The 24,727-nt window shown below is 45.3% G+C and carries 19 protein-coding genes and 1 tRNA gene; 16 read left to right on the top strand and 4 right to left on the bottom strand.

Annotated features, from left to right (window positions below; genetic code table 11):
- The first annotated feature begins 60 nt into the window (after positions 1–60).
- The 7 genes from ACO0LB_RS09470 (at position 61) to lon (ending at position 10,877) form a co-directional block, all read left to right on the top strand.
- A complete protein-coding gene (locus tag ACO0LB_RS09470) occupies positions 61–1,377 on the top strand; it encodes an efflux RND transporter periplasmic adaptor subunit (protein ID WP_423048765.1) in 1,317 nt (438 codons plus the stop codon).
- Complete coding sequence (locus tag ACO0LB_RS09465; RefSeq protein WP_423048763.1) at positions 1,374–4,466, top strand: efflux RND transporter permease subunit; 3,093 nt, start codon at positions 1,374–1,376, stop codon at positions 4,464–4,466. The genes ACO0LB_RS09470 and ACO0LB_RS09465 overlap by 4 nt, the downstream gene beginning before the upstream one ends.
- 218 nt (positions 4,467–4,684) lie before the next feature.
- Positions 4,685–4,771, top strand: a tRNA-Leu gene (locus tag ACO0LB_RS09460).
- Positions 4,772–4,799: 28 nt separating this feature from the next.
- Positions 4,800–6,149: a trigger factor gene (gene tig / locus ACO0LB_RS09455; RefSeq protein ID WP_423048761.1), complete on the top strand. Its 1,350-nt coding sequence runs from the start codon at positions 4,800–4,802 to the stop codon at positions 6,147–6,149.
- Between the two features lie 15 nt (positions 6,150–6,164).
- Positions 6,165–6,791: an ATP-dependent Clp endopeptidase proteolytic subunit ClpP gene (gene clpP / locus ACO0LB_RS09450; protein ID WP_423048759.1), complete on the top strand. Its 627-nt coding sequence runs from the start codon at positions 6,165–6,167 to the stop codon at positions 6,789–6,791.
- Positions 6,792–6,973: 182 nt separating this feature from the next.
- On the top strand, positions 6,974–8,239 hold the full coding sequence (gene clpX / locus ACO0LB_RS09445; protein ID WP_423048757.1) for an ATP-dependent Clp protease ATP-binding subunit ClpX: 1,266 nt from the start codon (positions 6,974–6,976) through the stop codon (positions 8,237–8,239).
- Positions 8,240–8,468: 229 nt separating this feature from the next.
- Positions 8,469–10,877, top strand: a complete 2,409-nt coding sequence (gene lon, locus ACO0LB_RS09440; RefSeq protein WP_423048755.1) for an endopeptidase La — start codon at positions 8,469–8,471, stop codon at positions 10,875–10,877.
- Between the two features lie 139 nt (positions 10,878–11,016).
- On the opposite strand, the gene lexA is transcribed toward lon, so the two are convergent.
- Positions 11,017–11,670 carry a transcriptional repressor LexA gene (gene lexA / locus ACO0LB_RS09435; RefSeq protein ID WP_423048753.1) on the bottom strand — a complete coding sequence of 218 codons (654 nt, stop codon included), beginning with the start codon at positions 11,668–11,670 and terminating at the stop codon, positions 11,017–11,019.
- A gap of 242 nt (positions 11,671–11,912) precedes the next feature.
- On the opposite strand from lexA, the gene rpsF reads away from it, so the two are divergent.
- The 7 genes from rpsF (at position 11,913) to ACO0LB_RS09400 (ending at position 16,807) form a co-directional block, all read left to right on the top strand.
- A complete protein-coding gene (rpsF, locus tag ACO0LB_RS09430) occupies positions 11,913–12,281 on the top strand; it encodes a 30S ribosomal protein S6 (protein WP_423043851.1) in 369 nt (122 codons plus the stop codon).
- Positions 12,282–12,316: 35 nt separating this feature from the next.
- Positions 12,317–12,616: a primosomal replication protein N gene (gene priB / locus ACO0LB_RS09425; protein WP_423048751.1), complete on the top strand. Its 300-nt coding sequence runs from the start codon at positions 12,317–12,319 to the stop codon at positions 12,614–12,616.
- Positions 12,617–12,625: 9 nt separating this feature from the next.
- A complete protein-coding gene (rpsR, locus tag ACO0LB_RS09420; RefSeq protein ID WP_110252960.1) occupies positions 12,626–12,910 on the top strand; it encodes a 30S ribosomal protein S18 in 285 nt (94 codons plus the stop codon).
- Between the two features lie 27 nt (positions 12,911–12,937).
- Positions 12,938–13,390, top strand: coding sequence for a 50S ribosomal protein L9 (gene rplI, locus ACO0LB_RS09415; RefSeq protein WP_423048749.1), 453 nt, complete (start codon positions 12,938–12,940; stop codon positions 13,388–13,390).
- A gap of 161 nt (positions 13,391–13,551) precedes the next feature.
- Positions 13,552–14,940 carry a replicative DNA helicase gene (locus ACO0LB_RS09410; protein WP_423048990.1) on the top strand — a complete coding sequence of 463 codons (1,389 nt, stop codon included), beginning with the start codon at positions 13,552–13,554 and terminating at the stop codon, positions 14,938–14,940.
- 138 nt (positions 14,941–15,078) lie between these two features.
- Positions 15,079–15,705, top strand: coding sequence for a DUF47 domain-containing protein (locus tag ACO0LB_RS09405; protein ID WP_423048747.1), 627 nt, complete (start codon positions 15,079–15,081; stop codon positions 15,703–15,705).
- 91 nt (positions 15,706–15,796) lie between these two features.
- On the top strand, positions 15,797–16,807 hold the full coding sequence (locus tag ACO0LB_RS09400; RefSeq protein WP_423048745.1) for an inorganic phosphate transporter: 1,011 nt from the start codon (positions 15,797–15,799) through the stop codon (positions 16,805–16,807).
- Positions 16,808–16,937: 130 nt separating this feature from the next.
- On the opposite strand, the gene ACO0LB_RS09395 is transcribed toward ACO0LB_RS09400, so the two are convergent.
- The 3 genes from ACO0LB_RS09395 to ACO0LB_RS09385 form a co-directional block, all read right to left on the bottom strand.
- Complete coding sequence (locus tag ACO0LB_RS09395) at positions 16,938–17,696, bottom strand: LytR/AlgR family response regulator transcription factor (protein ID WP_423048743.1); 759 nt, start codon at positions 17,694–17,696, stop codon at positions 16,938–16,940.
- 5 nt (positions 17,697–17,701) lie between these two features.
- Entirely contained in the window at positions 17,702–19,033 is a 1,332-nt protein-coding gene (locus ACO0LB_RS09390) for a sensor histidine kinase (protein ID WP_423048989.1), read from the bottom strand.
- 220 nt (positions 19,034–19,253) lie between these two features.
- On the bottom strand, positions 19,254–21,500 hold the full coding sequence (locus ACO0LB_RS09385; RefSeq protein WP_423048740.1) for a bifunctional diguanylate cyclase/phosphodiesterase: 2,247 nt from the start codon (positions 21,498–21,500) through the stop codon (positions 19,254–19,256).
- 314 nt (positions 21,501–21,814) lie between these two features.
- Between ACO0LB_RS09385 and aroC the strand changes: the two genes are divergently transcribed.
- Together aroC and leuC are read left to right on the top strand one after the other, a co-directional pair.
- Positions 21,815–22,909 carry a chorismate synthase gene (aroC, locus tag ACO0LB_RS09380; RefSeq protein ID WP_423048738.1) on the top strand — a complete coding sequence of 365 codons (1,095 nt, stop codon included), beginning with the start codon at positions 21,815–21,817 and terminating at the stop codon, positions 22,907–22,909.
- Positions 22,910–23,303: 394 nt separating this feature from the next.
- Positions 23,304–24,707 (top strand): 3-isopropylmalate dehydratase large subunit, encoded by a 1,404-nt coding sequence (gene leuC / locus ACO0LB_RS09375; protein ID WP_423048736.1) that lies wholly within the window; start codon positions 23,304–23,306, stop codon positions 24,705–24,707.
- Positions 24,708–24,727 lie beyond the last annotated feature (20 nt).

Raw genomic sequence — 24,727 nt, 5'->3', positions numbered from 1 at the left:
TGCCCATATTCTCAAGAGATAGCCATGGTTTTGAAGTCTGCATAGTAAAGGAAAATTCCCGTGTCAACACTTGAATCTCGCTATCCCATCAAAAAACAAGATGTTCATCAGCGCCGTAATGTATCTGCCTTACTCTCTTTTTCGCTTTCGGTGGCGATGATTGCCATTTTGTCCGCCTGCTCAAAGCCAGCAGAAAAAACGGAAGATATTCGCCCGGTCAGGGTGGTGCAGGTTCAGTCTGGTGGCTCGGAAGTGAATACAGAGTTTTCTGGTGAGGTTCGTCCGCGCATAGAGTCACGCCTTGGGTTCAGGGTGAATGGAAAAATAGTGACCCGCAAAGTTAATTTAGGAACGCTGGTGCGGCGCGGTCAGGTATTGATGCAATTGGATCCTCAGGATCTGGAATTGGCAAAGACGCAGGCGAAAGCAGGTCTGGCGGCCGCAGAGAGTAATCGTGATATTGCCTCTGCTGAGTTTAAGCGTTATCAGGAGTTGCGCAGTAAGAATTTTGTTTCGCCTGCCGTGTTGGATAGTAAAGAGTTTGCGTATAAAGCCGCGCAGTCCAGTTATGAGCAGGCATTGGCAGCGTATAAAAATCAGTCTAATCAGTCCGGGTATGCGACGCTGACGTCGGATGTGGATGGTGTCGTAACGGGAATCGACGCTGAAATTGGTCAGGTGGTTTCGGCTGGCACTCCGGTGATACGAGTTGCTCAGCTAGGTGAGATGGATGTTGTGGTCGGTATTCCTGAAGATAAAATTAACACTATTCGTCAGGTGAAAGATATTACAGTTAAGACATGGGCTAATCCAAATCAGGTTATGAAGGCACAATTGCGCGAGCTTTCTCCTATCGCTGATCCAGTGACCAGAACCTATATCGCCAAAGTGAGTTTGCCAGCCGACGCAAAAGAAGTGCGCCTTGGGATGACTGCATTTGTAAATTTCAGTGCAATCAATCCAGATGCAATGATAAGACTGCCAGTGACTGCATTGTTTCAGGAAAAAAATACAACTTCCGTCTGGGTGCTGGATAAGGGAACTGTGAAATTGTATCCAGTACAAATCGGAGGAACTGCTGGTGAAGATGTTTTGATAGCCAGCGGCATCAATAATGGTCAGTTGGTCGTGACTGCTGGTGTTAATTTGCTGAAGTCCGGACAAAAAGTCAGCATTCTCGGTGGGGAGCCTGCTCAAGCGAGCGGAGTTGACAAAGCTGCTAATAAAACAGTGAAGCAAGAATCAAAGGCAGCAACCACTGAAGTAAAAGGCGGAGTAACGGCTGGGGCAGTAGGTGGAACAGCTAGTGCCGCAACAGCCGCAACAGCCGCAACAGCAGTATCAGCAATAGCGGCCGAAAAAGGGGATAAGAAATGAGTAAATCCTCTGGTGGTTTTAACCTTTCGCGGTGGGCATTGGAGCATATTCCGCTCACGCGATATTTGATGATGGTGCTGTTACTCGGTGGGATTTTGAGTTACGGCAAGCTTGGGCAGGATGAGGATCCGCCGTTTACATTTCGTGCTATGGTCGTCAGAGCCGTTTGGCCTGGAGCGACCGCTTTGCAGATGGCAGAGCAGGTCACTGATAAGCTTGAAAAAAAATTACAGGAAACGCCTTATATCGACACGATCAGAAGTTACTCCAAACCTGGAGAGACTTTGATTATTTTGCAATTGCGAGAGTCGACGCCGCCAAAAGAAACCAGTCAGTCCTGGTATCAGGTTCGTAAAAAAATTGGGGATATCAAGGCAACGCTGCCACCAGGTGTGCAAGGCCCTTATTTTAACGATGAGTTTGGCGATACTTATGGTTCTATTTTTGCCTTGTCTGGCGACGGATTTTCCTACGAGCAGGTAAAGGAATACGCAGATTTCGTCCGGCAACAATTGCTGCATATTCCGTCTGTTTCCAAGGTGGAGTTATTTGGTGTTCAGGATGAAAAGCTGAATATTGAATTTTCCCAAAAGAAATTTTCACAATTAGGTATTCCGTTTGAGTCAGTGACGGCACAGATTAACTCTCAGAACACCATCGAAGGTACCGGTGTTATGACGATCTCCAGCGATAATTTGCAGGTGAGGATATCCGGTGCTTTGATGACCGTTAAAGACCTTGAAAATCTGCAATTGCGCGCCAATGGAACAACCTTCCGCCTGGGAGATTTTGCAACGGTGAAGCGTGAATATAAAAATCCACCACAAGACAAAATGCGCTTTAACGGAAAAGAAGTCGTCGGCCTAGGTATTTCGATGGAGAAGGGTGGGAATATCATCGACTTGGGGAATAACCTGCAAAAGGTCCTTGCTGATATTAAGGCTAAGCTTCCGGTTGGTATCCAGCTGGAGCAGGTCACTAATCAGCCGGATGCCGTGAAGTCGTCCGTCGGTGAGTTTGTGCACACGCTGATTGAGGCGGTGATTATTGTTCTGGCGGTGAGTTTCCTGTCACTTGGTTTGCATACCAAGCCGCTTCGACTTGATATCTGGCCGGGTCTGGTGGTTGGGTTGACTATTCCACTGGTGCTGGCGATTACTTTCCTGTTTATGCGCATTTTTGATATTGATTTGCATAAAATCTCGCTGGGAGCCTTGATCATTGCGCTCGGCTTGCTGGTGGATGATGCGATTATTGCTGTTGAGATGATGGTGCGTAAAATGGAAGAGGGTTTCTCCCGCTTCGATGCTGCGACTTTTGCGTACACATCAACGGCGATGCCGATGTTGACAGGCACATTGATTACGGCGGCTGGCTTCTTACCGATTGGCCTTGCCAAATCAGCGGCAGGTGAATACACATTCTCTATGTTTTCAGTGAATGCACTGGCATTAATCATTTCGTGGCTGGCTGCGGTTTTGTTTACGCCTTACCTCGGATTTTTATTGTTGAAGATCAAGCCTCACAATGCCTCTGAAAAGCATCTGGAGCTATTTGATACGCCATTTTATAGTCGCTTCAGAGTGTTGGTGCAATGGTGTGTTGAGTGGCGCAAAACGACTATTGCAATTACATTGGCTGTATTTGGTCTTGGTGTATTCGGATTTAATTTCATTGAACAACAATTTTTCCCGGATTCCAGTCGTCCGGAGCTGATGGTGGAATTGTGGTTGCCGGAAGGTTCTTCATTTGCGGCGACGGAGGCTCAGGCGAAAAAATTTGAAACTTTCATCAGAAAGCAAGATGGTGTTGAGAGTGTAACTACCTATGTCGGCACTGGTAGTCCGCGGTTTTATATGCCATTAGACCAAATATTTCCGCAAACGAATGTCTCTCAACTTGTCGTGCTGCCCAAAAATCTGGCGGCTCGCGAGGCCTTACGTCTGAAAATTGTACAGATATTTAAAACCGATTTTCCAGATGTACGTGGTCGCGTGAAGATGCTGCCGAACGGGCCGCCGGTGCCATATCCTGTGCAGTTCCGTGTCACTGGACCTGAGGTTGCCAAAGTCCGGGAAATCGCGGATCAGGTGAAGCAGATCATGCGTGAAAACCCTAATGCGATCGGTGTTAACGATAATTGGAATGAGTCCGTCAAAGTGGTTCGTATAGATCTTGACCAGGATAAGATGCGAGCCATCGGTGTAACATCGCAAACGGTGATGCGCGCTGCTAATACGATTTTGACGGGTTCTAATGTGGGGCAATTCCGCGATGGCAATAAGCTGATTGATATTGTTGTGCGTCAGCCCGTTGATGAACGTTCGACCATTAATGCTCTGGATAATGCAAACATTCCTACAGCAAGTGGAAAATCTGTTCCTTTGTCTCAACTTGCGCGCATTCAGTTGGTGTGGGAGCCGGGTGTCGTCTGGCGTGAGGGTAGGGAGTGGGCTGTCACCGTGCAGTCTGATGTGGTGGATGGAATTCAAGGGCCAACTGTATCTGGGCAGATATCACCCAAGCTTAACGCTATTCGGGCGACCTTGTTACCAGGTTTTAAAATAGAGCTGGCCGGCGCTGCTGCAGACAGTGGCAAGGCGCAAGACTCTATTGCTGCGAACGTCCCTTTGGTGATTTTTATCATTTTCACTTTGTTGATGTTGCAATTGCATAGTTTTTCCCGTGCTTTACTGGTGTTTTTGACTGGTCCGTTAGGTGTGGCTGGTGCAGCAATGGCACTGTTAATATTGCAGAGGCCGTTTGGATTTGTTGCGCAACTTGGTGTTATTGCCTTGTTTGGCATGATTATTCGTAACTCAGTCATTTTGATTGACCAGATTGAGCACGATATACAGGCTGGCGAAAATCCCTGGGATGCCATTGTCGAATCAGCAGTGCGACGTTTCCGGCCCATTATTCTGACGGCAGCGGCGGCAGTGTTGGCAATGATTCCGCTGTCCAGATCGGTGTTCTGGGGGCCGATGGCGGTTGCAATTATGGGCGGCTTAATCATTGCCACAGCGCTGACATTGTTATTTTTGCCTGCTCTTTATGCAGCTTGGTTCCGGGTAAAGAAGCCGGTCTAATAAGTAAATACGATTGCATGTGGCGCCTGAAAAGATACTAAGCGTTTTCTTATGGGTATCAAAAAAATGCGGCACATTGATTCAAAATCCAGTAGAATATTGGGTTGGAGTTGTAATGCCACATGCAATAGTTTTGGGCGACGCTTGAATATCGGGTCGCCCTTTGCTTTTGTACCGGTTGTGCTGGATGTGTACCGGTATGTAACATAACTCATCCCGCGAGGATGGCGAAATTGGTAGACGCACCAGGTTTAGGTCCTGACGCCAGCAATGGTGTGGGGGTTCGAGTCCCCCTCCTCGCACCACAGAATTTTTACTATTTGGACGATTTTCATGGCAACTGCAGTTGAAACTTTAGATAAATTGGAACGCCGTCTTACAATTTCTTTCCCGATCGCTGATGTGCAATCGGAAGTAGAGAAACGTTTGAAAGTGCGCGCACGCTCAGCAAAAGCACCAGGTTTTCGCCCAGGCAAAGTGCCAATGAAAATGGTTGCTGCACAGTACGGCTATCAGGTCGAAACTGAAGTATTGAATGATAAAGTTGGGCAAGCATTCGCTGTTGCTGCAAACGAAAACAACCTGCGTGTTGCAGGTTATCCTAGCATTGAGCCAAAATCAGGCGAATCCGTTGCTGAAGGCACTTTGGCATTTGATGCTACTTTTGAGGTTTATCCAGAGATCGTCGTTGGTGATTTATCTGGCGCTGAAGTCGAGCAGGTAAAGTCTGAAGTGACAGACGCAGAAATCGACAAAACAATCGACATTTTGCGTAAACAGCGTGTTCATTACCACGTTAAAGGTGAGCAAGGTGCTCATGGTGACGGCGGTGCTGATCAGTCCGCGCAGAATGGTGACCGTGCTACTGTTGATTTCGTTGGTAAGATTGATGGAGTTGAGTTTGCAGGTGGTAAAGCTGAAGGTTTCGCTTTCGTTTTGGGCGAAGGCCGCATGTTGCCTGAGTTTGAGGCTGCAACGATTGGCTTAAAGGTCGGTGAGGCAAAGACTTTCCCATTGGCATTCCCTGAAGATTACCACGGTAAGGATGTTGCGGGTAAAACAGCTGAATTCACTATCACACTGAATAAACTTGAGTGGGCACATTTGCCAGAGGTTGATGCTGAGTTTGCGAAAATGCTCGGCGTGGCAGACGGTGATCTGGTTAAAATGCGCACTGACATCAAAGAAAATCTCGAACGCGAAGTTAAAGGTCGCGTAAAAGCAAAAACCAAAGAAAGCGTGATGGACGCATTGGTGAAAGCCGTTTCTTTTGATGTTCCTAAGTCATTGATTTCTCAGGATAGCGAGCGTCTGGCTGAAATGACACGTCAAGATATGGCGCAGCGCGGCATGAATGTAAAAGATGTTCCGTTTCCAACAGAATTGTTTAATGCTCAAGCAGAGCGTCGTGTTCGTTTGGGCTTGATTTTGGCTGAATTGGTAAAAGCTAATAATCTGCAGGCTACACCAGAGCAAATTAAAGCGCAGGTTGAAGATTTTGCACAAAGCTACGAAGACCCTCAGCAAGTAGTAAAGTATTATTTTAGCGATCGTAATCGTCTGGCAGAAGTTGAAGCTCTTGTTTTAGAAGAAAACGTCGTCAACTATGTGTTGGGTAAATCAAAAGTAACAGATAAGACTTTGCCTTTTGATGAATTGATGGGCAATAACGCACAAGCTTAAGTAAAAGGAAATCACATGACAGGCATCATCCGTAATTCGGCGTTGGATACAAATATGCTGGGCATGGTGCCTATGGTGGTTGAGCAGAGTGGTCGGGGCGAGCGTTCATATGACATTTACTCTCGGCTTTTAAAAGAGCGCGTCATTTTCTTGGTTGGCCCTGTTAATGACCAAACAGCTAACCTTGTCGTTGCTCAGTTGTTATTTCTAGAGAGTGAAAATCCTGATAAGGATATTTCTCTGTATATCAACTCTCCTGGTGGATCGGTATCTGCTGGTATGGCGATTTACGATACGATGCGCTTTATTAAGCCTGATGTTTCCACTCTTTGCACTGGCTTGGCTGCATCGATGGGGGCATTTCTGCTCTCAGCAGGTGCTAAAGGCAAACGTTTTTCTTTGCCTAACTCGCGTATTATGATTCATCAGCCGTTAGGCGGTGCGCAAGGTCAGGCATCTGATATCGAAATTCAGGCTCGTGAAATTCTCTATTTGCGCGAACGTCTGAATGGTATCCTGGCTGAAAATACAGGGCGTAGCTTGGAGCAGATCGCAAAAGATACTGACAGGGATAATTTTATGTCTGCAGACGCTGCCGCTGAGTATGGCCTGATCGATAAAGTGCTGACTCATCGTACTTGATTATTTTATATATTCCGAACGCCCGCTCCTCGAAGGTCCGGGCGTTTTTTTATTCTGCTTTATAATGGCGGTAAAAGTTTTATTGTACGGTTCAGAGAAGGCGCGATGACGAAATCGGTTTTTACAGGTAATATGTTTTTCGTTTCGATTTAGATTAATTTTGTTTATTTTATATTCGTATCATGCCCGATAAAAAATCCTCCAGTGGCGAGAAGCTGCTCTATTGTTCGTTCTGCGGCAAGAGTCAACATGAGGTTAAAAAACTGATTGCAGGGCCTTCCGTTTTTATTTGTGACGAATGTATTGATTTGTGTAACGACATCATTCGTGATGAAGTATCTGAAATCGACAATATTGCAAGTGCAAAGACCGAATTGCCAACGCCGCAAGAGATTACTGAATTGCTGGATCAATATGTTATTGGTCAAAAGACGGCAAAGCGGATCCTTGCTGTCGCTGTTTACAACCACTATAAACGGTTAAAGCATCTTGGTAAAAAAGATGATGTGGAGTTGTCTAAGAGTAATATTTTGCTTGTAGGGCCAACTGGTTCAGGTAAAACTTTGCTTGCGCAGACATTGGCTCGTATGTTGAATGTGCCATTTGTCATTGCTGATGCAACGACCCTGACCGAAGCTGGCTATGTTGGTGAGGACGTTGAAAATATTATCCAGAAATTATTGCAAAATTGCAATTATGAAGTGGAGCGTGCTCAAAAAGGAATTGTCTACATTGATGAGATCGATAAAATCTCCCGCAAATCGGATAATCCTTCCATCACCCGCGATGTATCGGGAGAAGGTGTTCAGCAGGCTTTGTTGAAATTGATCGAGGGAACAATGGCGTCTGTGCCTCCGCAAGGCGGGCGCAAACATCCTAATCAGGATTTCATTCAGATCGATACGACAAATATTATGTTTATTTGTGGTGGTGCATTTGATGGCTTGTCAAAAATCATTTCAGATCGTTCTGAGAAGAGCGGTATTGGTTTTTCCGCTAGCGTTAAGAGTCAGACTGAAAAAAGTGCCAGTGAGGTGATGCAGGATGCTGAGCCTCAAGATTTGATTAAATTTGGCCTGATTCCGGAATTGGTAGGGCGTTTGCCTGTCATCGCAACTCTCAATGAGCTCGATGAGGCAGCGTTGATTCAAATTTTGGTTGAGCCAAAAAATGCCTTGATCAAGCAGTATGCAAAATTACTGGAAATGGAAGGCACTGAACTTGAAATTCGTCCGGCCGCACTTCAGTCTATTGCAAAAAAGGCTATTGCACGTAAAACCGGTGCGCGTGGATTACGTTCAATTCTGGAGCATGCTTTGCTGGACATTATGTACGACTTACCAAGTCATCAGAATGTTGCCAAAGTTGTTATTGATGAAAATACGATTACTAATGCTGCGAAGCCATTACTGATTTATCACGAGCAACCTAAAGTATCTGGTGCTTGATTTTCTGGTTTTAATATAAAAAAAGGGAGAAATAGCTCCCTTTTTTTATTGGGCTATTCAACACTTTATTTTTATTCGAAGTAGAATGAACTGAGAAAACATTCAGGCTTCATTCGCCAAGCTACTCGGAGAAGCTCTCTGTGTAGCTTTTTTGTTTTTTTCTGATGGTGGGCTTGTGTTTTGGCCTAGTGCGCCAACATTATTAATCAGTATTTATGAAAGGTGCGCCATGACGACTACTCTCATTACCGAACAAGTTCAACTGCCATTATTGCCTTTGCGCGATGTGGTGGTTTTCCCTCATATGGTAATTCCTTTATTTGTTGGTCGCCCAAAGTCAATTAAGGCTTTGGAGGCTGCGATGGATCAAGGAAAAAGCATAATGCTTGCAGCGCAAAAGGCTGCAGCCAAAGATGAGCCTTCTGCAGATGATATATACGAAATTGGTTGTGTCGCCAATATTCTGCAGATGTTGAAATTGCCAGACGGAACCGTAAAAGTATTGGTGGAGGGTTCTCAACGAGCAAGAATCCAAAAAATTACGGATTCTGAATCCCATTTCACGGCAGAAGTAACGCCTGTTGCGACTGATGGTGGAGATGATTCAGAGGTTGAGGCAATGCGCAGAGCGATTGTTCAACAATTTGATCAATATGTAAAACTGAATAAGAAGATTCCTCCTGAAATTCTGGCATCTCTTTCTGGTATCGATGATGCAGGTCGACTGGCTGACACGATTGCAGCGCATTTGCCTTTAAAGCTTGAGCAGAAACAGGTCATCCTTGAGATATTCAGTGTGACGAAGCGCTTGGAGCATTTGCTTGGGCAGTTGGAGGGTGAGCTTGATATTTTGCAGGTCGAGAAGCGGATACGCGGCCGTGTCAAGCGTCAGATGGAAAAATCGCAGCGCGAGTATTACCTGAATGAGCAGGTGAAGGCTATTCAGAAAGAGTTGGGTGAAGGCGAAGAGGGGGCGGATATCGATGAGCTCGAAAAGAAAATTATCGCTGCCAAAATGCCTAAAGAGGCAAAAGACAAGGCTCAAAATGAGTTAAAGAAACTCAAAATGATGTCGCCGATGTCGGCAGAAGCAACGGTTGTTCGTAACTATATAGATACAATTGTTGGGTTGCCTTGGAAGAAAAAATCTAAAGTTAATAACGATTTAACCAATGCTGAAAAGGTGCTTGAAGATGAGCACTTTGGCTTGGATAAGGTTAAAGAGCGCATTCTTGAGTATCTTGCAGTTCAACAACGTGTTGATAAGCTGAAAGCACCTATACTTTGTCTGGTAGGTCCTCCTGGTGTTGGTAAAACATCTCTGGGTCAATCGATTGCGCGTGCGACGAATCGTAAATTCGTCAGAATGGCACTGGGAGGTGTGCGTGACGAAGCTGAAATTCGCGGTCATCGCAGAACTTATATTGGCTCTATGCCAGGAAAAATTTTGCAAAGTCTGGCGAAAGTTGGTGTCCGTAATCCCCTTTTCCTCTTGGATGAAGTCGATAAAATGGGTGCTGATTTCCGTGGTGATCCGTCGTCCGCTTTGCTGGAAGTATTGGATCCAGAGCAAAATCACACATTTTCCGACCATTACATTGAAGTTGATTTTGACTTGTCCGATGTGATGTTTGTGGCAACGTCCAACTCGTACAATATTCCAGCTGCTTTGTTGGATCGTATGGAGGTGATACGTCTTTCCGGCTATACCGAGGATGAAAAAACAAGCATTGCGCAGAGGTATCTGTTGCCAAAACAGATCAAGAATAATGGCTTAAAAGACGGTGAAATCACCGTGGCGGAAAGTGCAATCCGCGACATTATTCGTTATTACACGCGTGAAGCAGGTGTGAGATCACTTGAGCGGGAGATTTCAAAAATTTGCCGTAAGGTGGTCAAAATGTTGCTTCTTAAAAAGAACGAGAAAAAGGCCACGGTTAATTCCAAAAATCTTGATAAGTATCTCGGGGTTCGTCGCTATGACTTTGGTGTGGCAGTCAAGGAAAATCAGATAGGTCAGGTGGTTGGCTTGGCTTGGACTGAAGTGGGTGGAGATCTGTTGACGATTGAGGCTGTTTCCATGCCAGGGAAGGGCGGAGTTATTCGCACCGGAACGCTGGGTGATGTGATGAAGGAATCAATTGAGGCTGCCCGTACGGTGGTGCGTAGCAGAGCTAAGCGTTTGGGTATCAAACCTGATGTTTTTGAAAAGAGTGACATTCACATTCATGTACCAGAAGGAGCGACTCCAAAAGATGGTCCTTCTGCGGGTATTGCAATGACTACTGCATTGGTTTCTGTTTTTACTGGAATCCCTGTCAGAGCTGATGTCGCAATGACTGGTGAAATTACTCTTCGTGGTGAAGTTTTGCCGATTGGTGGTTTAAAAGAGAAATTGCTTGCAGCTCATCGTGGTGGTATTAAGACGGTATTAATACCCGAAGAAAATGCAAAAGACCTTACTGAAATTCCGGATAACGTAAAAAATAAGCTGGAAATCATTCCTGTTCGTTGGATTGATAAGGTTCTTGAAATTGCGTTGGAAAGTCAGCCTATTCCTTTAACTGATGAGGTGGTTGCTGCAGTTTCAGCTCCGGCGGCAGAAGTTCAGTCTGACCCCGTAGTTGTGAAGCACTGATCACTGTTCCTAGCTGGTTCGTAAATAAAAATGCCCGATCAATATTTGATCGGGCATTTTTCATATTTGTTGCTGAAAGTGTCTGATAGCGATTAGATGGTGAAATGCTGCGGTACTTATATTACCTATAAATCTACAATCAAACCCAGCTTCTCATGAGCCCTACTGCCAGCCCTTCAAGAGAGAATTCTTCGTCTTCTTCCTTTACTTTGATGACTGAATATTCGGGATTCTCGGGTATGAGTTCTATATTGTTACCATTTTTTTTATAACGCTTTACTGTTACATCATCACCAAGACGGGCTACCACAATTTGTCCGTTTCTGGCCATATCTGTCTTCTTGACTGCGAGCAAATCTCCATCGAGAATTCCGGCATCTCGCATGGACATCCCGCGTACTTTTAGCAGGAAATCCGGTTTTGCTGAAAAAAGTGCAGGATCAACCTGGTAATTTGCCTCGACGTGTTCACTGGCTAAGATGGGTGATCCAGCCGCAACTCTTCCAACTAACGGTAGATTCAAATGTGCTTGTAAAGCAGGTGTGGAGGTAGGTACGCCCGGGAGATGGCTGGATAAATCTGATTCCAATAGCCGAATCCCTCGGGAAGTGCCTGCCGCTATCTCGATGACTCCTTTGCGAGCGAGTGCCTGAAGATGTTCTTCAGCAGCATTCGTTGAGCGAAATCCAAGTTCGCTGGCGATTTCAGCACGAGTGGGCGGGAAGCCGGTATTCTGAATGGCATCTCGAATGAGATTGAGTATTTGTTCCTGGCGAGCGGTCAGTTTGAGCATCGGATTACCTGTGGCAATAATTGCGCCAATTGCGCTGTATATAAAAACAGTCTGTATTTTTATACAGTGTCTTCATATATGCAAGAAAAAACAGAGTCAAATTATTTTCTTTACTGAAAATAAGCTAAGTCTCTGTATTGTTTGAATAAAATTGTAAAGTAGGTTATTATTATCGGCTTTCCTCTTCCTGCACTCGTCTTGACGCCGAGGCGGGCTATTTTTATTGTCCACAAGGAGAATATATGCGTCATTATGAAATCGTATTTATTGTACATCCCGATCAAAGCGAGCAAGTTCCTGCAATGATCGAACGTTACAAAGCTAGCGTTGTTGCACGTGGTGGTCAGGTTCACCGCGTTGAAGACTGGGGCCGTCGTCAATTGGCTTACATGATTCAAAAATTGGCCAAAGCACACTATGTTTGTTTGAATATTGAGTGCGATGCAGAAACATTGCTCGAGCTGGAAACAGCATTCAAATTTAATGATGCCGTTCTGCGTCACCTGACAGTCAAAATGAAAAAAGCTGAAACAGCACCATCTCCAATGATGAAAGCGGTTCAGAAAGAAGATGCAGCTAAAGCTCAGCGCGTCGAAGCGCCAGCTGCTTAATTTCATTTGATTTGAAAAAGGTCGTATAAAAAATAGTGAATCAACTGACAGTTGTAGCTCGTGTCATAGAGAAATCGGCGATACGATATACGCCAGCTGGAATACCGATAGCGTCGGCAATATTGATGCACAGTTCTCAGCAGGTGGAGGCTGATAAAAAGCGATTGGTTGAATTTGAAATTTCTGCGCAAGCAGCAGGTGAAATTTCAGGTCAGTTCCACGAGTTGCCTTTAGATGTCGAAGTTGTGTTCACAGGTTTTTTAGTACGCAAAAATCGCAACAGCAAAAGTCTCGTATTCCACGTGAATGAAATACGGACAAATTTACTAGATTAGGAGCCACAAATGGCATTCGGTAAAAAATTTGATAAAAGCAAATTGAAACAAAAGCGCCAACAACAAAACCCTTTGTTCAAGCGTAAAAAATTCTGCCGCTTTACAGCAGCACATGTAGAAAAAGTTGATTACAAAGATATCGACACATTGAAAGATTTCGTGCAAGAAAACGGCAAAATTATGCCTGCACGGCTGACTGGTACTAAAGCATTGTACCAACGTCAAGTTGATACAGCGATCAAGCGCGCACGCTACTTAGCGTTGCTGCCATATACTGATCTGCACACAGCGTAATTGACGACAAGGTATTAGGAGAAAAATATGCAAGTTATTCTGATGGATAAAGTCGTTAATCTCGGCAATCTGGGTGATGTAGTTCGTGTTAAAGATGGTTATGCACGTAACTTTTTGATTCCTCAACGTATGGCTCGTCGCGCTACAACTGCAGCCGTTGCTGAGTTTGAAGCGAAACGTGCTGAGTTGGAAAAAGCAGCAGCCGCAAAATTGGCAGCGGCTCAAGCGCAAGGCGAAAAATTGGGTGGTTCTACTGTTCAGATCTCTCAAAAAGCCGGTGTTGACGGCCGTTTGTTTGGTTCTGTTACTAACGCTGATATCGCTGAAGCATTGACTAAGCAAGGTTTTGCAGTAGAAAAAGCGCAAGTTCGTTTGCCACAAGGTCCATTGAAGATCGCTGGTGAGCACACAGTATCTGTTGCTTTGCACACAGATGTTGTTGTTGATGTGACTGTTGCTGTTGTAGGCGAACACGCTTAAGCGAGTTTGCTTCATTCAGAAAAAGCCGGGATTTCCCGGCTTTTTTTATTTGAATAATAAATTATTTATATAATATTTTCTGTATTGTTTGAAATAAATACAGAAATTTCAGTTCCGACTGTAATGTCAGACAATTTCATTTAGCAGGTATAATGCGCGCCATGAAAGTCGCCTCTGATCCACAACTTGACGCCATTCGCGTCCCTCCCCACTCAATCGAAGCAGAGCAATCTGTTCTTGGTGGTTTATTGCTGGATAATGCTGCCTGGGATCGTATCGCTGACTTTATTAGCGAGGACGATTTTTATCGTTATGACCACCGCATCATTTTTCAATGCATGGTGAAGTTGATTAACTCATCTAAGCCTGCTGACGTTATTACCGTATTTGAGGCTCTCAGTGGAATGGGGAAGGCAGATGATGTTGGTGGCCTGACCTATCTGAACGCATTGGCTCAAAACACGCCTTCCGCTGCTAATATTCGTCGGTATGCCGAGATTGTGCGAGATCGGGGAGTATTGCGTAAATTAATTACAGTTTCCGATGAAATCGCAGGAAATGCTTTTAATCCGCAAGGAAAAGAAGTAAAGCAGATGCTTGATGAGGCGGAGTCAAAGATATTTGCGATTGCGGAAGAAGGTTCGCGTGGTGCACAGGGATTTCAATCCATTCAGCCATTGTTAACACAGGTTGTTGAGCGTATTGATGAACTCTACAATCGTGACAATCAAAACGACATTACTGGTGTTCCCACTGGTTTTGCAGATTTGGATAAAATGACGTCCGGCCTCCAGCCTGGTGATCTGATTATCGTCGCCGGACGGCCATCCATGGGTAAAACTGCATTTTCCCTGAATATAGGAGAGAATGTTGCGATTGATAGCGGATTGCCAGTCGCCGTATTTTCTATGGAGATGGGTGGCGCGCAGTTAGCTATGCGTATGTTAGGTTCTGTCGGGCGCTTAGACCAAAGTCGTTTGCGCGTTGGAAAGTTGAACGACGAAGATTGGCCTCGTTTGACGCATGCGATTCAAAAAATGAACGATGCCCAGTTATATATCGACGAGACACCAGCGTTAAGTTCTATTGAATTGCGCGCGCGCTCACGTCGGCTTGCTCGCCAATGCGGTAAGTTAGGTTTAATTATTGTCGATTACTTGCAATTGATGTCCGCCAATTCTGCGGGTGAAAATCGTGCGACTGAAATTTCAGAAATTTCACGAAATTTAAAAGGTCTTGCAAAAGAACTGAATTGTCCGGTGATTGCTTTATCTCAGTTAAATCGTTCCCTTGAGCAGCGCCCAAACAAACGTCCGGTTATGTCAGATTTGCGTGAGTCCGGTGCGATCGAGCAGGATGCTGACGTGATTATGTTTATTTATCGTGATCAGGTTTACAATCCCGACTCCCCGGATAAGGGTACAGCGGAAATCATTATTGGTAAGCAGCGTAACGGGCCTATCGGAAGTGTGCGGCTTACCTTTCATGGCGAGTATACGAAGTTTGATAATTATGTGGGCTCGTTGTCGATATACGGCGACGGGGAGTGATGCTGATTTGCTTGACGTCGAGTTACTCGCAACCGGCATTGCATTCATGTCAATGTAATGAATATATATCTGAGTCTTCGGTTGTACGCCGCGACTCGGAAGCAATGTTAGAAATTTTCTATTTTCAGTGAGAAAAAAATGTTTGGACGCTTAATGCCTACAGAGGGCAAATTTTTTGAACTTTTTAACCAGCATGCTGAATTGTGTGTCAAAGGCTCTAAGGAGATGGTTGCCTTAATGACAAATTTCAATGATCTTGAAAGTCGTGTGCATGCGATAGAAGGCATTGAGAAACAGGCAGATACAGTTACTCACAATACTATTGAGTTACTCCATAAAACTTTTATCACTCCGCTGGATAGAGACGATATCCATCAGCTGATTACACGTATGGACGACATTCTGGACTTGCTGGAAGACGCTGCTCAGACAATTTCCTTATACGATATCCGTGAAATTACACCTGAGGCAAAGCGACTTGCTGAGCTTTGCCTCGCTTGCTCGGAAAAGGTCAAAGCTGCTGTCGCGCTTTTACACAACATGGATAATTCTCGTGAAATTTTATTAATTTGCGAAGAAATTGATCGCCTTGAGTCTGATGCCGATCACGTCATGCGCGCCGCAATGTCTAAATTATTCCGTGACGAGCCTGATGTTCGCAATTTGATTAAGTTAAAAGCGATTTATGAAATCTTGGAAACGGTGACAGATCGTTGTGAAGATGTGGCTAATATCATCGAAGGTATTATTGTAGAAAACGCCTGATGTTACCTACGTTCGTTAATTTGTCGATCTAAGGTTTTTCATCCGTAAATAGACCTCAGAAAATGCGGTTGTGTAAAGTAGAGTAAATTTCATGCAGATATCACAAATTGGGTTTTATGTTGTTGCATCTTTGGTGGTGCTGGCATTGCTATTTGATTTTATGAATGGTTTTCACGATGCCGCCAATGCGATTGCAACGGTAGTGTCTACGGGCGTTCTCAAGCCGCATCAGGCGGTGGCTATGGCCGCTTTTTTCAATGTAATCGCGGTAGTGGTTTTTCCTTTAACGGTGGCAACAACGATAGGGAAAGGTACGATTGATCCTTCTGTGGTTGATCATTACGTTATTTTTGGTGCGTTGGTTGGTGCTACATTCTGGAACTTTATCACTTGGTACTTTGGGATTCCATCCTCATCATCCCATGCCTTGATTGGTGGAATGGTGGGCGCGGCCGTTGCGAAGTCGGGGATGAGTTCATTGGTTGCTGCTGGTCTGATTAAAACCATTGTATTTATCGTTGTCTCTCCTTTGCTTGGATTTGTCCTTGGTTCATTGATGATGTTGATTGTGTCTTGGTTGTTTGTAAAATCAACGCCGCGCAAAGTTGATAAGTGGTTTCGTCGTTTGCAGCTGTTATCTGCGTCGATGTTTAGTTTGGGTCATGGTGGTAATGACGCGCAGAAGACGATGGGGATTATCTGGATGTTGTTGATTTCTGCAGGCTATTCATCCGCTGCCGACAAAGCCCCTCCAATCTGGGTTGTCCTTAGTTGTTACGCTGCAATCGGATTTGGAACATTGTTTGGTGGTTGGCGAATCGTTAAAACGATGGGACAAAAAATTACTAAGTTAAAACCTGTTGGCGGATTTTGTGCTGAAACAGGTGGGGCTGCAACCTTGTTTTTTGCCACTGCGTTTGGTATTCCAGTATCCACGACACATACTGTGACTGGTGCAATTGTTGGGGTTGGTTCAGCACAAAAAATGTCTGCAGTGCGTTGGGGTGTTGCTAGCAATATCATCTGGGCGTGGATATTTACTATTCCTGCTTCTGCATTCGTCGCTGCAATTGCATGGTGGATAGGTCGTCATATCTTATAAACCCTAGTTGCCCAATAAATCAAAAAGCCTGCTTTCAACGCAGGCTTTTTGATTTATTGGGTAACGACATTTGATCATGCTTGAATCAATGATATGGAATTTATCAGCGACGTATTGGTGTGAGTTTGTATTACATTTGTTTGAATAAATGTACGAAGCTGCGGCTGACCTCGAGTTTTTCAGATAATCCTTTAACTTGTACCAGATGCCGGCCACGCAGATCCCTTACTACTCCAGATATGGCTTTCGTATTAACCAAGGTGGACCGATGAATTTGCCAGAATAATGAGGGATCTAACTCTTCTGCGAGGTCCCTCACAGGTTTGCGTATTAATGCTTCAAAATTGGAAGTTTGCACTCTCGTATATTTTTCATCAGACTGAAAAAAAAGAATTTCCTCAACAGGAATTAATCGTAATTCCTGACCAATCGATGCCTGTATCCATTGCAGGTAATTTGGCTTTACTGGCGCACTTATCTGTTTTGCCAGTTGCGATAATATCGTGCTGATATCGTGGGGTTGCTCTTTGTCATTCAGGCGTCGCTTCAAGCGTTCTGCTGTAAGTTTGAGCCGTTCTGTGCTGGCAGGTTTTAAAACATAGTCAATGGCGCCATGTTCAAATGCTTCAACGGCATATTGGTCGTATGCCGTGATAAAAATAATATGCGTTTTACCAGCAATTTGGCTGGCAGCTTCAAGCCCGGTTTTGACAGGCATACGAATATCTAAAAAAATCAGATCAGGCTGCAATTGCGTCGTCAGGCTGATTGCTTCCTCGCCGTTTTTTGCTTCACCAACAATGTGTAAATCCGGCCAAACCTGTTCAAGGCGAGATCGTAACTGGTCGCGCATGAGTCGTTCATCATCAGCAAGAATGGCAGTAGGCATAATGTTTAATTGGCTAATTCATAAGGAATTTCTATAGTAACGCAAACTCCGCTGGGTTGATTTGCTGTGATGATCATTTGGCCTTTATCTTTGTAAATCAATCGCAGGCGTTCTCTTATATTTTGCAATCCCAGACCTGTTCCATTACTTGGTATTGCGCCAAAACCAAGGCCGGTATCGCTTACAGTAACGCGTAATTTATTGTGTGCGACTTCTGCGCGAAACTGAATTGTTCCGCCTTCTTCTTTGCATTCAAGGCCATGTTTTATGGAGTTTTCAACCAGCGATTGCAGCATCATTGGGGGGAATGATGCGCTGCGCAGGCCTTCGGGCATGACAAAGTCAATGTTAAGTCTGTCTTCCATGCGCATTTTTAATAAATCCAGGTAGGCTTTAATCATATCGGCTTCTCGGCCGAGATTGGTCGTGGAGGCATTTTCACGCATCTGAGGCAACACAGCGCGTAAATAAGCAATCAGATTACGTTGCATTGCCGCTGCGCGTGGCGGATCGGTTTCTATGAGGTGCTCAACCGATGCCAGCGTGTTAAACAGAAAATGTGGCTCTACCTGCGCTTGCATCATTTGCATTTGTGCCTCGCTGACCTGCCTTAACAGAGCTTCTTTTTCTGCGGAGGAGCTGGCTTCTTTGGCTTTTTCTTCCGCTCTTACTTTTCCGCCCATCAGTGACTTCATTCCAAGCAGGCCAAAAATCAGCAGCATCACGAAATTAATAAACCATTTTGAGGATGTTTTTTTATAACTTCGTACTTCTTCGTCTGCGGCGTCTGCTACAGCATTATTAATATCCTCACCAAGTTCTTTGGCAATATCCGGCGGCAGTTTGATATGAATGTCATTTTGATTGGCATTATGCTCAGCCGGTGCTGTTATCGCAGGTGTGACTACGTCAGGTGGTGTGGGCGGTATTGGCGCAGGAGGGGCCGATTGCACGGAGCCCGGTATTATTTCCTCTTTTCCGATGCGGACGCCATTCTCATCAATTTCAATTAATTTGCCTTTATTCCCAGTATTATTTTTTCTGATGCGTATTCCCGTATTGTCTATTTCAATATTGGTATTTTCATCACTGGCAGGATTATTTTTTTTTGTTTTTTTGAGTGAATTTTTTTTTGTTACCACCACGCTTTCTTCTGCTGTAAAAAGCATATCTTGCAGAATAGCGCCGGCAAGCATTGTCAGAATAGCAAAGAGGAAAAATTTCCACCAAGAAAGCCGCGTTACCCACGCGGCAGTTTTATCAAAAAATTTGTTCAACCAAAAAATCAGATCTGAAGTTATCGTCTTGATGGTCTGGATTGTAGTAGCGGTGGTCATACGGCTCACAATGATCGTTGCGTCGAAGGTTGTTGACGATTGCAGCCTGCTTCGAGTAATCAGGCTTTTTGTGAATGTAATGTGTTTGGATGGGAATGACCAGCAGGTAGCGACAGGACGTTAAATAGTAGGTATAGTCTGCGCAAACCACATCTGTATCAGGTGTGGAGGTGTCATTGCGCAGCTGTTAGGTAAGCGAGCGATGAGTAAAATATCGATATCAGCTGGACTGTTTTTTCAACCATGCGTGCAGGTCTTCGCTCGTCATAGGTTTAGCGTAAAAATAGCCTTGTGCTAGGTGGCAATCAAACGATAGCAGGGCATTCGCCTGCATTTCATTTTCAACGCCTTCAGCGATAATTGAAAGACCAAGGTTTTGGCCGAGCTGAACGATCATTTTGGCGATGCTGCCCTCGCTGCCATTGTGTTGAATATCATTGACAAAAGCGCGATCGATTTTGAGTTTATCTATATCGAGTTTTTGCAGATGGCTAAGCGATGAAAATCCCGTACCAAAATCGTCAATGGAAATACTCACTCCTAATTGTTTGATCTGATGGAGTGTCTTAATCAGCAGATCTGGATCTTTCATTGCCATGGACTCAGTGATCTCAAGTTCAACGAAATTGGCGGGAACGTTAGTACTTTTCAACACCTTGCTTAACGTCTGCATGAATAACGGGTGGGAAAACTGGGCCTGAGAGACATTGATCGCCATTTGGAAATCGGTATAACCAAGGCTGCGTAAATGAATTAATTCATAACAGGCACTTTCCATTACCCACTCGCCAATGTCCACGATCAGTCCGGAATACTCCGCAATAGGGATGAATTGATCTGGTGGAATATAGCGCCCATCATCAGTTTTCCAGCGAAGCAGCGCTTCTGCGCCCAACACCTTGCCTGAGCGCATGTCTACTTGAGGTTGATAAACCAGAAATAACTTTTCATGTTCAAAAGCAGCGCGGAGTGCATGCATCAGTAAAACGCGCTCACGAATTTCTACGCCCATACTTCTTGTAAAATATTCGTAGCCGCCGCGTTGATGTGTTTTTGCGCGTTTGAGGGCAATGTTGGTGTCTTTTAATGCTTCGGAGCCGTCGCCATCATATTCGTCAAGCTTGATCAATCCTATGGTGGCAGACAGTTGCACTTCTTGCTGATCAACATTGAATGGTGAATTAAACAGCGCTAATATCGTTTCCGGGCAGACGAGGCTTTTGTCGCCTAGCATAGCGAATGTGTCGCTACCTACTCTGGATAGTTGACATTGATTGCCAAAGTTTTCTCTGAGGCGTTGTGCCACCGCGTTAAGTAATAAATCACCAAATTGATGTCCAAGTGCATCATTGGTTTCGGCAAAATGATCAATATCTATCAGGGATAATGCGCTGCGACTTTTTATTGGCGACAGTAAGGTCTCATTCAGTGTTTGCAGTAACTTCAGTCTGTTTGCGAGCCCTGTTAACAGATCATAAAATGCATAATTGTGAAGACGGGAGGTTAACATTACGTTATCTAACCCAACAGACACATTGCTGCAGAATACGCTTAAGAGGCGCTTATCCATATCGTTCAGACGAAGCCCGGTATTCAAGAATAAAGCGAAATCTTTTTGTGTGACGTTGTTGAAATAAAGCGCCGTAATGTCTGCTTCAAATACGCTTTGGTGCAACTCCAGAGAGCGCTGCACAATTTCTTTTGCATTGATCTGAAGTAAATCGGTAATCGGTTTGTTCAGAGCGTCATGGTAATCTTCTGTTGCTGCAATTACGTGTAGCTTGTCATTTTCGTAGTGTCGACCTTGCAAATTGGTTTTCGCACAAACGAATCCGCTTGTATTTAGCCCTAATAAGCTAGTGATCTGAATTAATACGCCTTCTGCAAAATTTTGCAAACCTTGTAGCGCCATCAATTCAGTGCTGGCGTGAATGATCATCTCCAGTCCGCGCCGGCTGGAGCTGATTGCGCAAATCTGTTCATAGGAGCGAATTGCTGACGTTACTGCTGTGTACAGTTTGGTGCGGGTTAGTTCAGATTTTGTTTTGTAATCGTTAATATCGTAATCGCGGATGGCATCGATTTCTGGTGCATAACCAGGTTGTCCGGTTCTTAAAATAATCCTGACATCGGTGAGACCGAGCGTCTTGCGGATATAGCTGACGAGCTGCAGGCCAGCATCTTCCTGCTCCATTACGACATCAAGCAGAATAATTGCGATATCAGATTCACGTTCAAGAATTTCCCGTGCTTCAGTTGCGGAATAGGCATGTATGAAGCTGAGCGGACGATGTTGAATTTCCAGGCTTCCCAGTGCAAACGTGGTTGCTGAATGCACGTCTGGATCATCATCGATAATCATGATCCGCCAAGTCGAATTTGACTCGGCTGCTTCTAAAGGAGGGATACCCTCCGGTTCATCCAAAAAGACGAGATCGTCTTCCGCGGAATGGATCGTTGCATTCATCTGAGGTGCTGCTCCAAAGCTTAGGCTTATATGTACTAGTACAGATCCGATAAAATCTCGCTCCTTGTTGAACTATGACATTAAATTACGTGCCAGCCAAGTCTGATTACCCCTTCTTCAGCAAGAAAAACAAAAATGTTGGCAAAAAATATAAAAAACTCACTGTTACAGTATTTTTTATTTGCGATGTGTGATGAAGTAATTGATATAGTTTGTCGATTCTGAGTCGGAAATTGGCTTTGATGGAACGTGACACATTCATCACTGTTAGAATGGGAATATTCTATGTTGACCTATATCCTTGATTAATTATTATGTCTGGTAATACATTTGGTACTTTATTTACGGTTACAACCTTTGGTGAGTCACATGGCCCAGCAATCGGTTGTGTGATTGATGGTTGTCCGCCTGGCATGGAATTGTCCGAAGCCGATATTCAGCCTGAACTGGACCGGCGTAAACCAGGGACTTCCCGTCACGTTACTCAGCGCCAGGAACCCGACACGGTAGAAATACTTTCCGGCGTCTATCAGGGTAAAACTACCGGGACGCCGATTGCATTGTTGATTCGCAACCAGGATCAGCGTAGCAAAGATTACGGCAATATCACTGAAACCTTCCGTCCCGGCCATGCCGATTTCACCTACTGGAGCAAATATGGTATTCGTGATCCGCGTGGTGGTGGGCGTTCATCGGCGCGCCTGACTGCCCCGGTCGTCGGTGCCGCCGCGATTGCTAAAAAATGGTTGAAGCAGAAATTCGGTACGGAATTTAAAGGTGGTATGAGCCAGTTGGGCGAGATTGCGATTCCCTTTCAGTCGTGGGAGCATGCGGCAGAAAATCCCTTTTTCGCGCCGACCGCCGATGCTGCATTGATCGCGCAACTGGAAGACTACATGGATGCTTTGCGTAAAGACGGCGATTCTATCGGGGCGAAAATCGATGTGGTGGCGACCAATGTACCAGTGGGGCTTGGTGAGCCTATTTACGACAAACTCGACGCTGATATTGCCTTTGCCATGATGGGCATCAATGCGGTGAAGGGCGTGGAAATCGGCGCTGGTTTTCAATCGGTTGCGCAGCGTGGTTCTGTGCATGGTGATGAAATTACACCGCAAGGTTTTGTCGGCAACAACGCTGGCGGAATTCTGGGTGGTATCTCTACCGGGCAAGATATTACGGTGTCGATTGCGATTAAGCCGACATCATCTATTCGTACCCCGCGTCAGTCAATTGATAAGGATGGTAAGCCGGTGATGGTGGAAACTTTCGGTCGGCATGATCCTTGTGTTGGCATCCGTGCGACCCCGATTGCCGAAGCAATGTTGGCCTTGGTGCTGATGGATCATGCCTTGCGTCACCGGGCGCAATGTGGTGATGTGGTCACTCCGGACTTTTTTGCACGCTAAAGCTGCCAACTCTCATTTAATCTGTCTTTAAATTCAGTGTTTTTGGGGAGTATCCAGTCTTTTTGCTTTAATCTCAGCATAAAGACTGGGCTTCTGAATATACTGGGGAGAGTATATTTTGACTTCCGTAGGCTGTTTTTACGCCCTTTTTCGATTCTCTTGCTGTTTTATTTTCGACGGAATAAATACTGGTTATTCTGTAAAAATTCCATTTAATACGGATGAAAATTCGGTGATTTTTTTAAAATCCTGATTTTTCTACTGATGTGGGGTGCCATTTTTGGCTTGCGGCGTGGTTTTGCATAGCACAATTGTGGCATAATCAAATACAAAAAATAGACCCGCTATGGTTTCGCGGTTCGAATTCATCACGACCTTCTTCAGGCTTCAGATTATGCTCAAAACGCTTTACGACAAATTGTGGGAATCTCATGTAGTTCATTCCGAAGACGACGGCACTGCCATTTTGTATATCGACCGCCATTTGCTACACGAAGTCACCAGTCCGCAGGCGTTTGAAGGCTTAAAGATCGCCGGACGCCAGCCTTGGCGTAATTCCGCGAATCTGGTAGTCGCCGATCACAATGTGCCGACCACTAATCGCATCAATGGCATTGATGACCCTACGTCCCGTTTACAAGTCGAAACACTGGATAAAAATGCGAAACAATACGGTCTGACGTATTTCAGTATGGCGGATAAGCGTCAGGGCATCGTCCACGTTATCGGCCCTGAGCAAGGCGCAACCTTGCCGGGCATGACCGTTGTGTGTGGAGATTCACATACTTCGACACATGGCGCGTTTGCCTGTCTGGCGCACGGTATCGGCACTTCCGAAGTCGAGCATGTACTCGCAACACAAACCCTGATCGCAAAGAAATCCAAAGCCATGCTGGTGCAGGTCGATGGCGCATTGCCAGCCGGTGTGACCGCGAAAGACGTCGTTCTGGCGATTATCGGCAAGATAGGCACTGCTGGCGGTACGGGTTACGCAATTGAATTTGCTGGCTCGACGATACGCAGTCTGTCGATGGAAGGGCGCATGACCGTTTGCAATATGGCGATTGAGGCAGGTGCCCGCGCTGGCATGGTTGCCGTCGATCAGACAACCATTGATTATGTGAAAGGTCGCCCATTCTCACCGGTGGGTCCGCATTGGGATCGTGCTGTTGAATACTGGAAAACTTTGCATACGGATGCCGGTGCTAAGTTTGACCTTGTAGTGACTTTGAATGCCGCAGAAATCAAGCCGCAGGTAACTTGGGGAACTTCGCCGGAAATGGTGGTGGCGATTGATAGCCGCGTCCCAGATCCGGATCAGGAAAAAGATGCAGTCAAGCGTGATGCGATTGAAAAAGCGCTGGCGTACATGGAATTGAAACCAAATACTGCTATCTCTGACATCCGTATTGACAAGGTTTTTATCGGTTCGTGTACGAATTCCCGAATTGAAGATTTGCGTGCCGCCGCCGCTGTCGTGCGCGGTAAATTCCGTGCCTCCAACGTGAAGCAGGCGCTCGTCGTGCCGGGTTCTGGTCTGGTCAAAGAGCAGGCGGAACGCGAGGGTCTGGATAAGATTTTCCGCGACGCCGGTTTTGAATGGCGTGAGCCTGGCTGTTCTATGTGTCTGGCAATGAATGCCGATCGTCTGGAGCCGGGTGAACGCTGCGCATCTACATCTAATCGTAATTTTGAGGGGCGTCAGGGGCAGGGCGGGCGCACTCATCTCGTATCTCCGGCGATGGCAGCTGCTGCAGGAATTGAAGGCCATTTTGTTGACGTACGTCGCTTGTCATAAACATTTGCAAAAGGAATCAT

Origin of the sequence: Undibacterium sp. SXout7W (assembly GCF_049339385.1) — a bacterium.
GTDB lineage: Bacteria > Pseudomonadota > Gammaproteobacteria > Burkholderiales > Burkholderiaceae_D > Undibacterium.
Note: the sequence above shows the minus strand (reverse complement) of the source record. Positions and strands in the feature narration are given on the sequence as shown.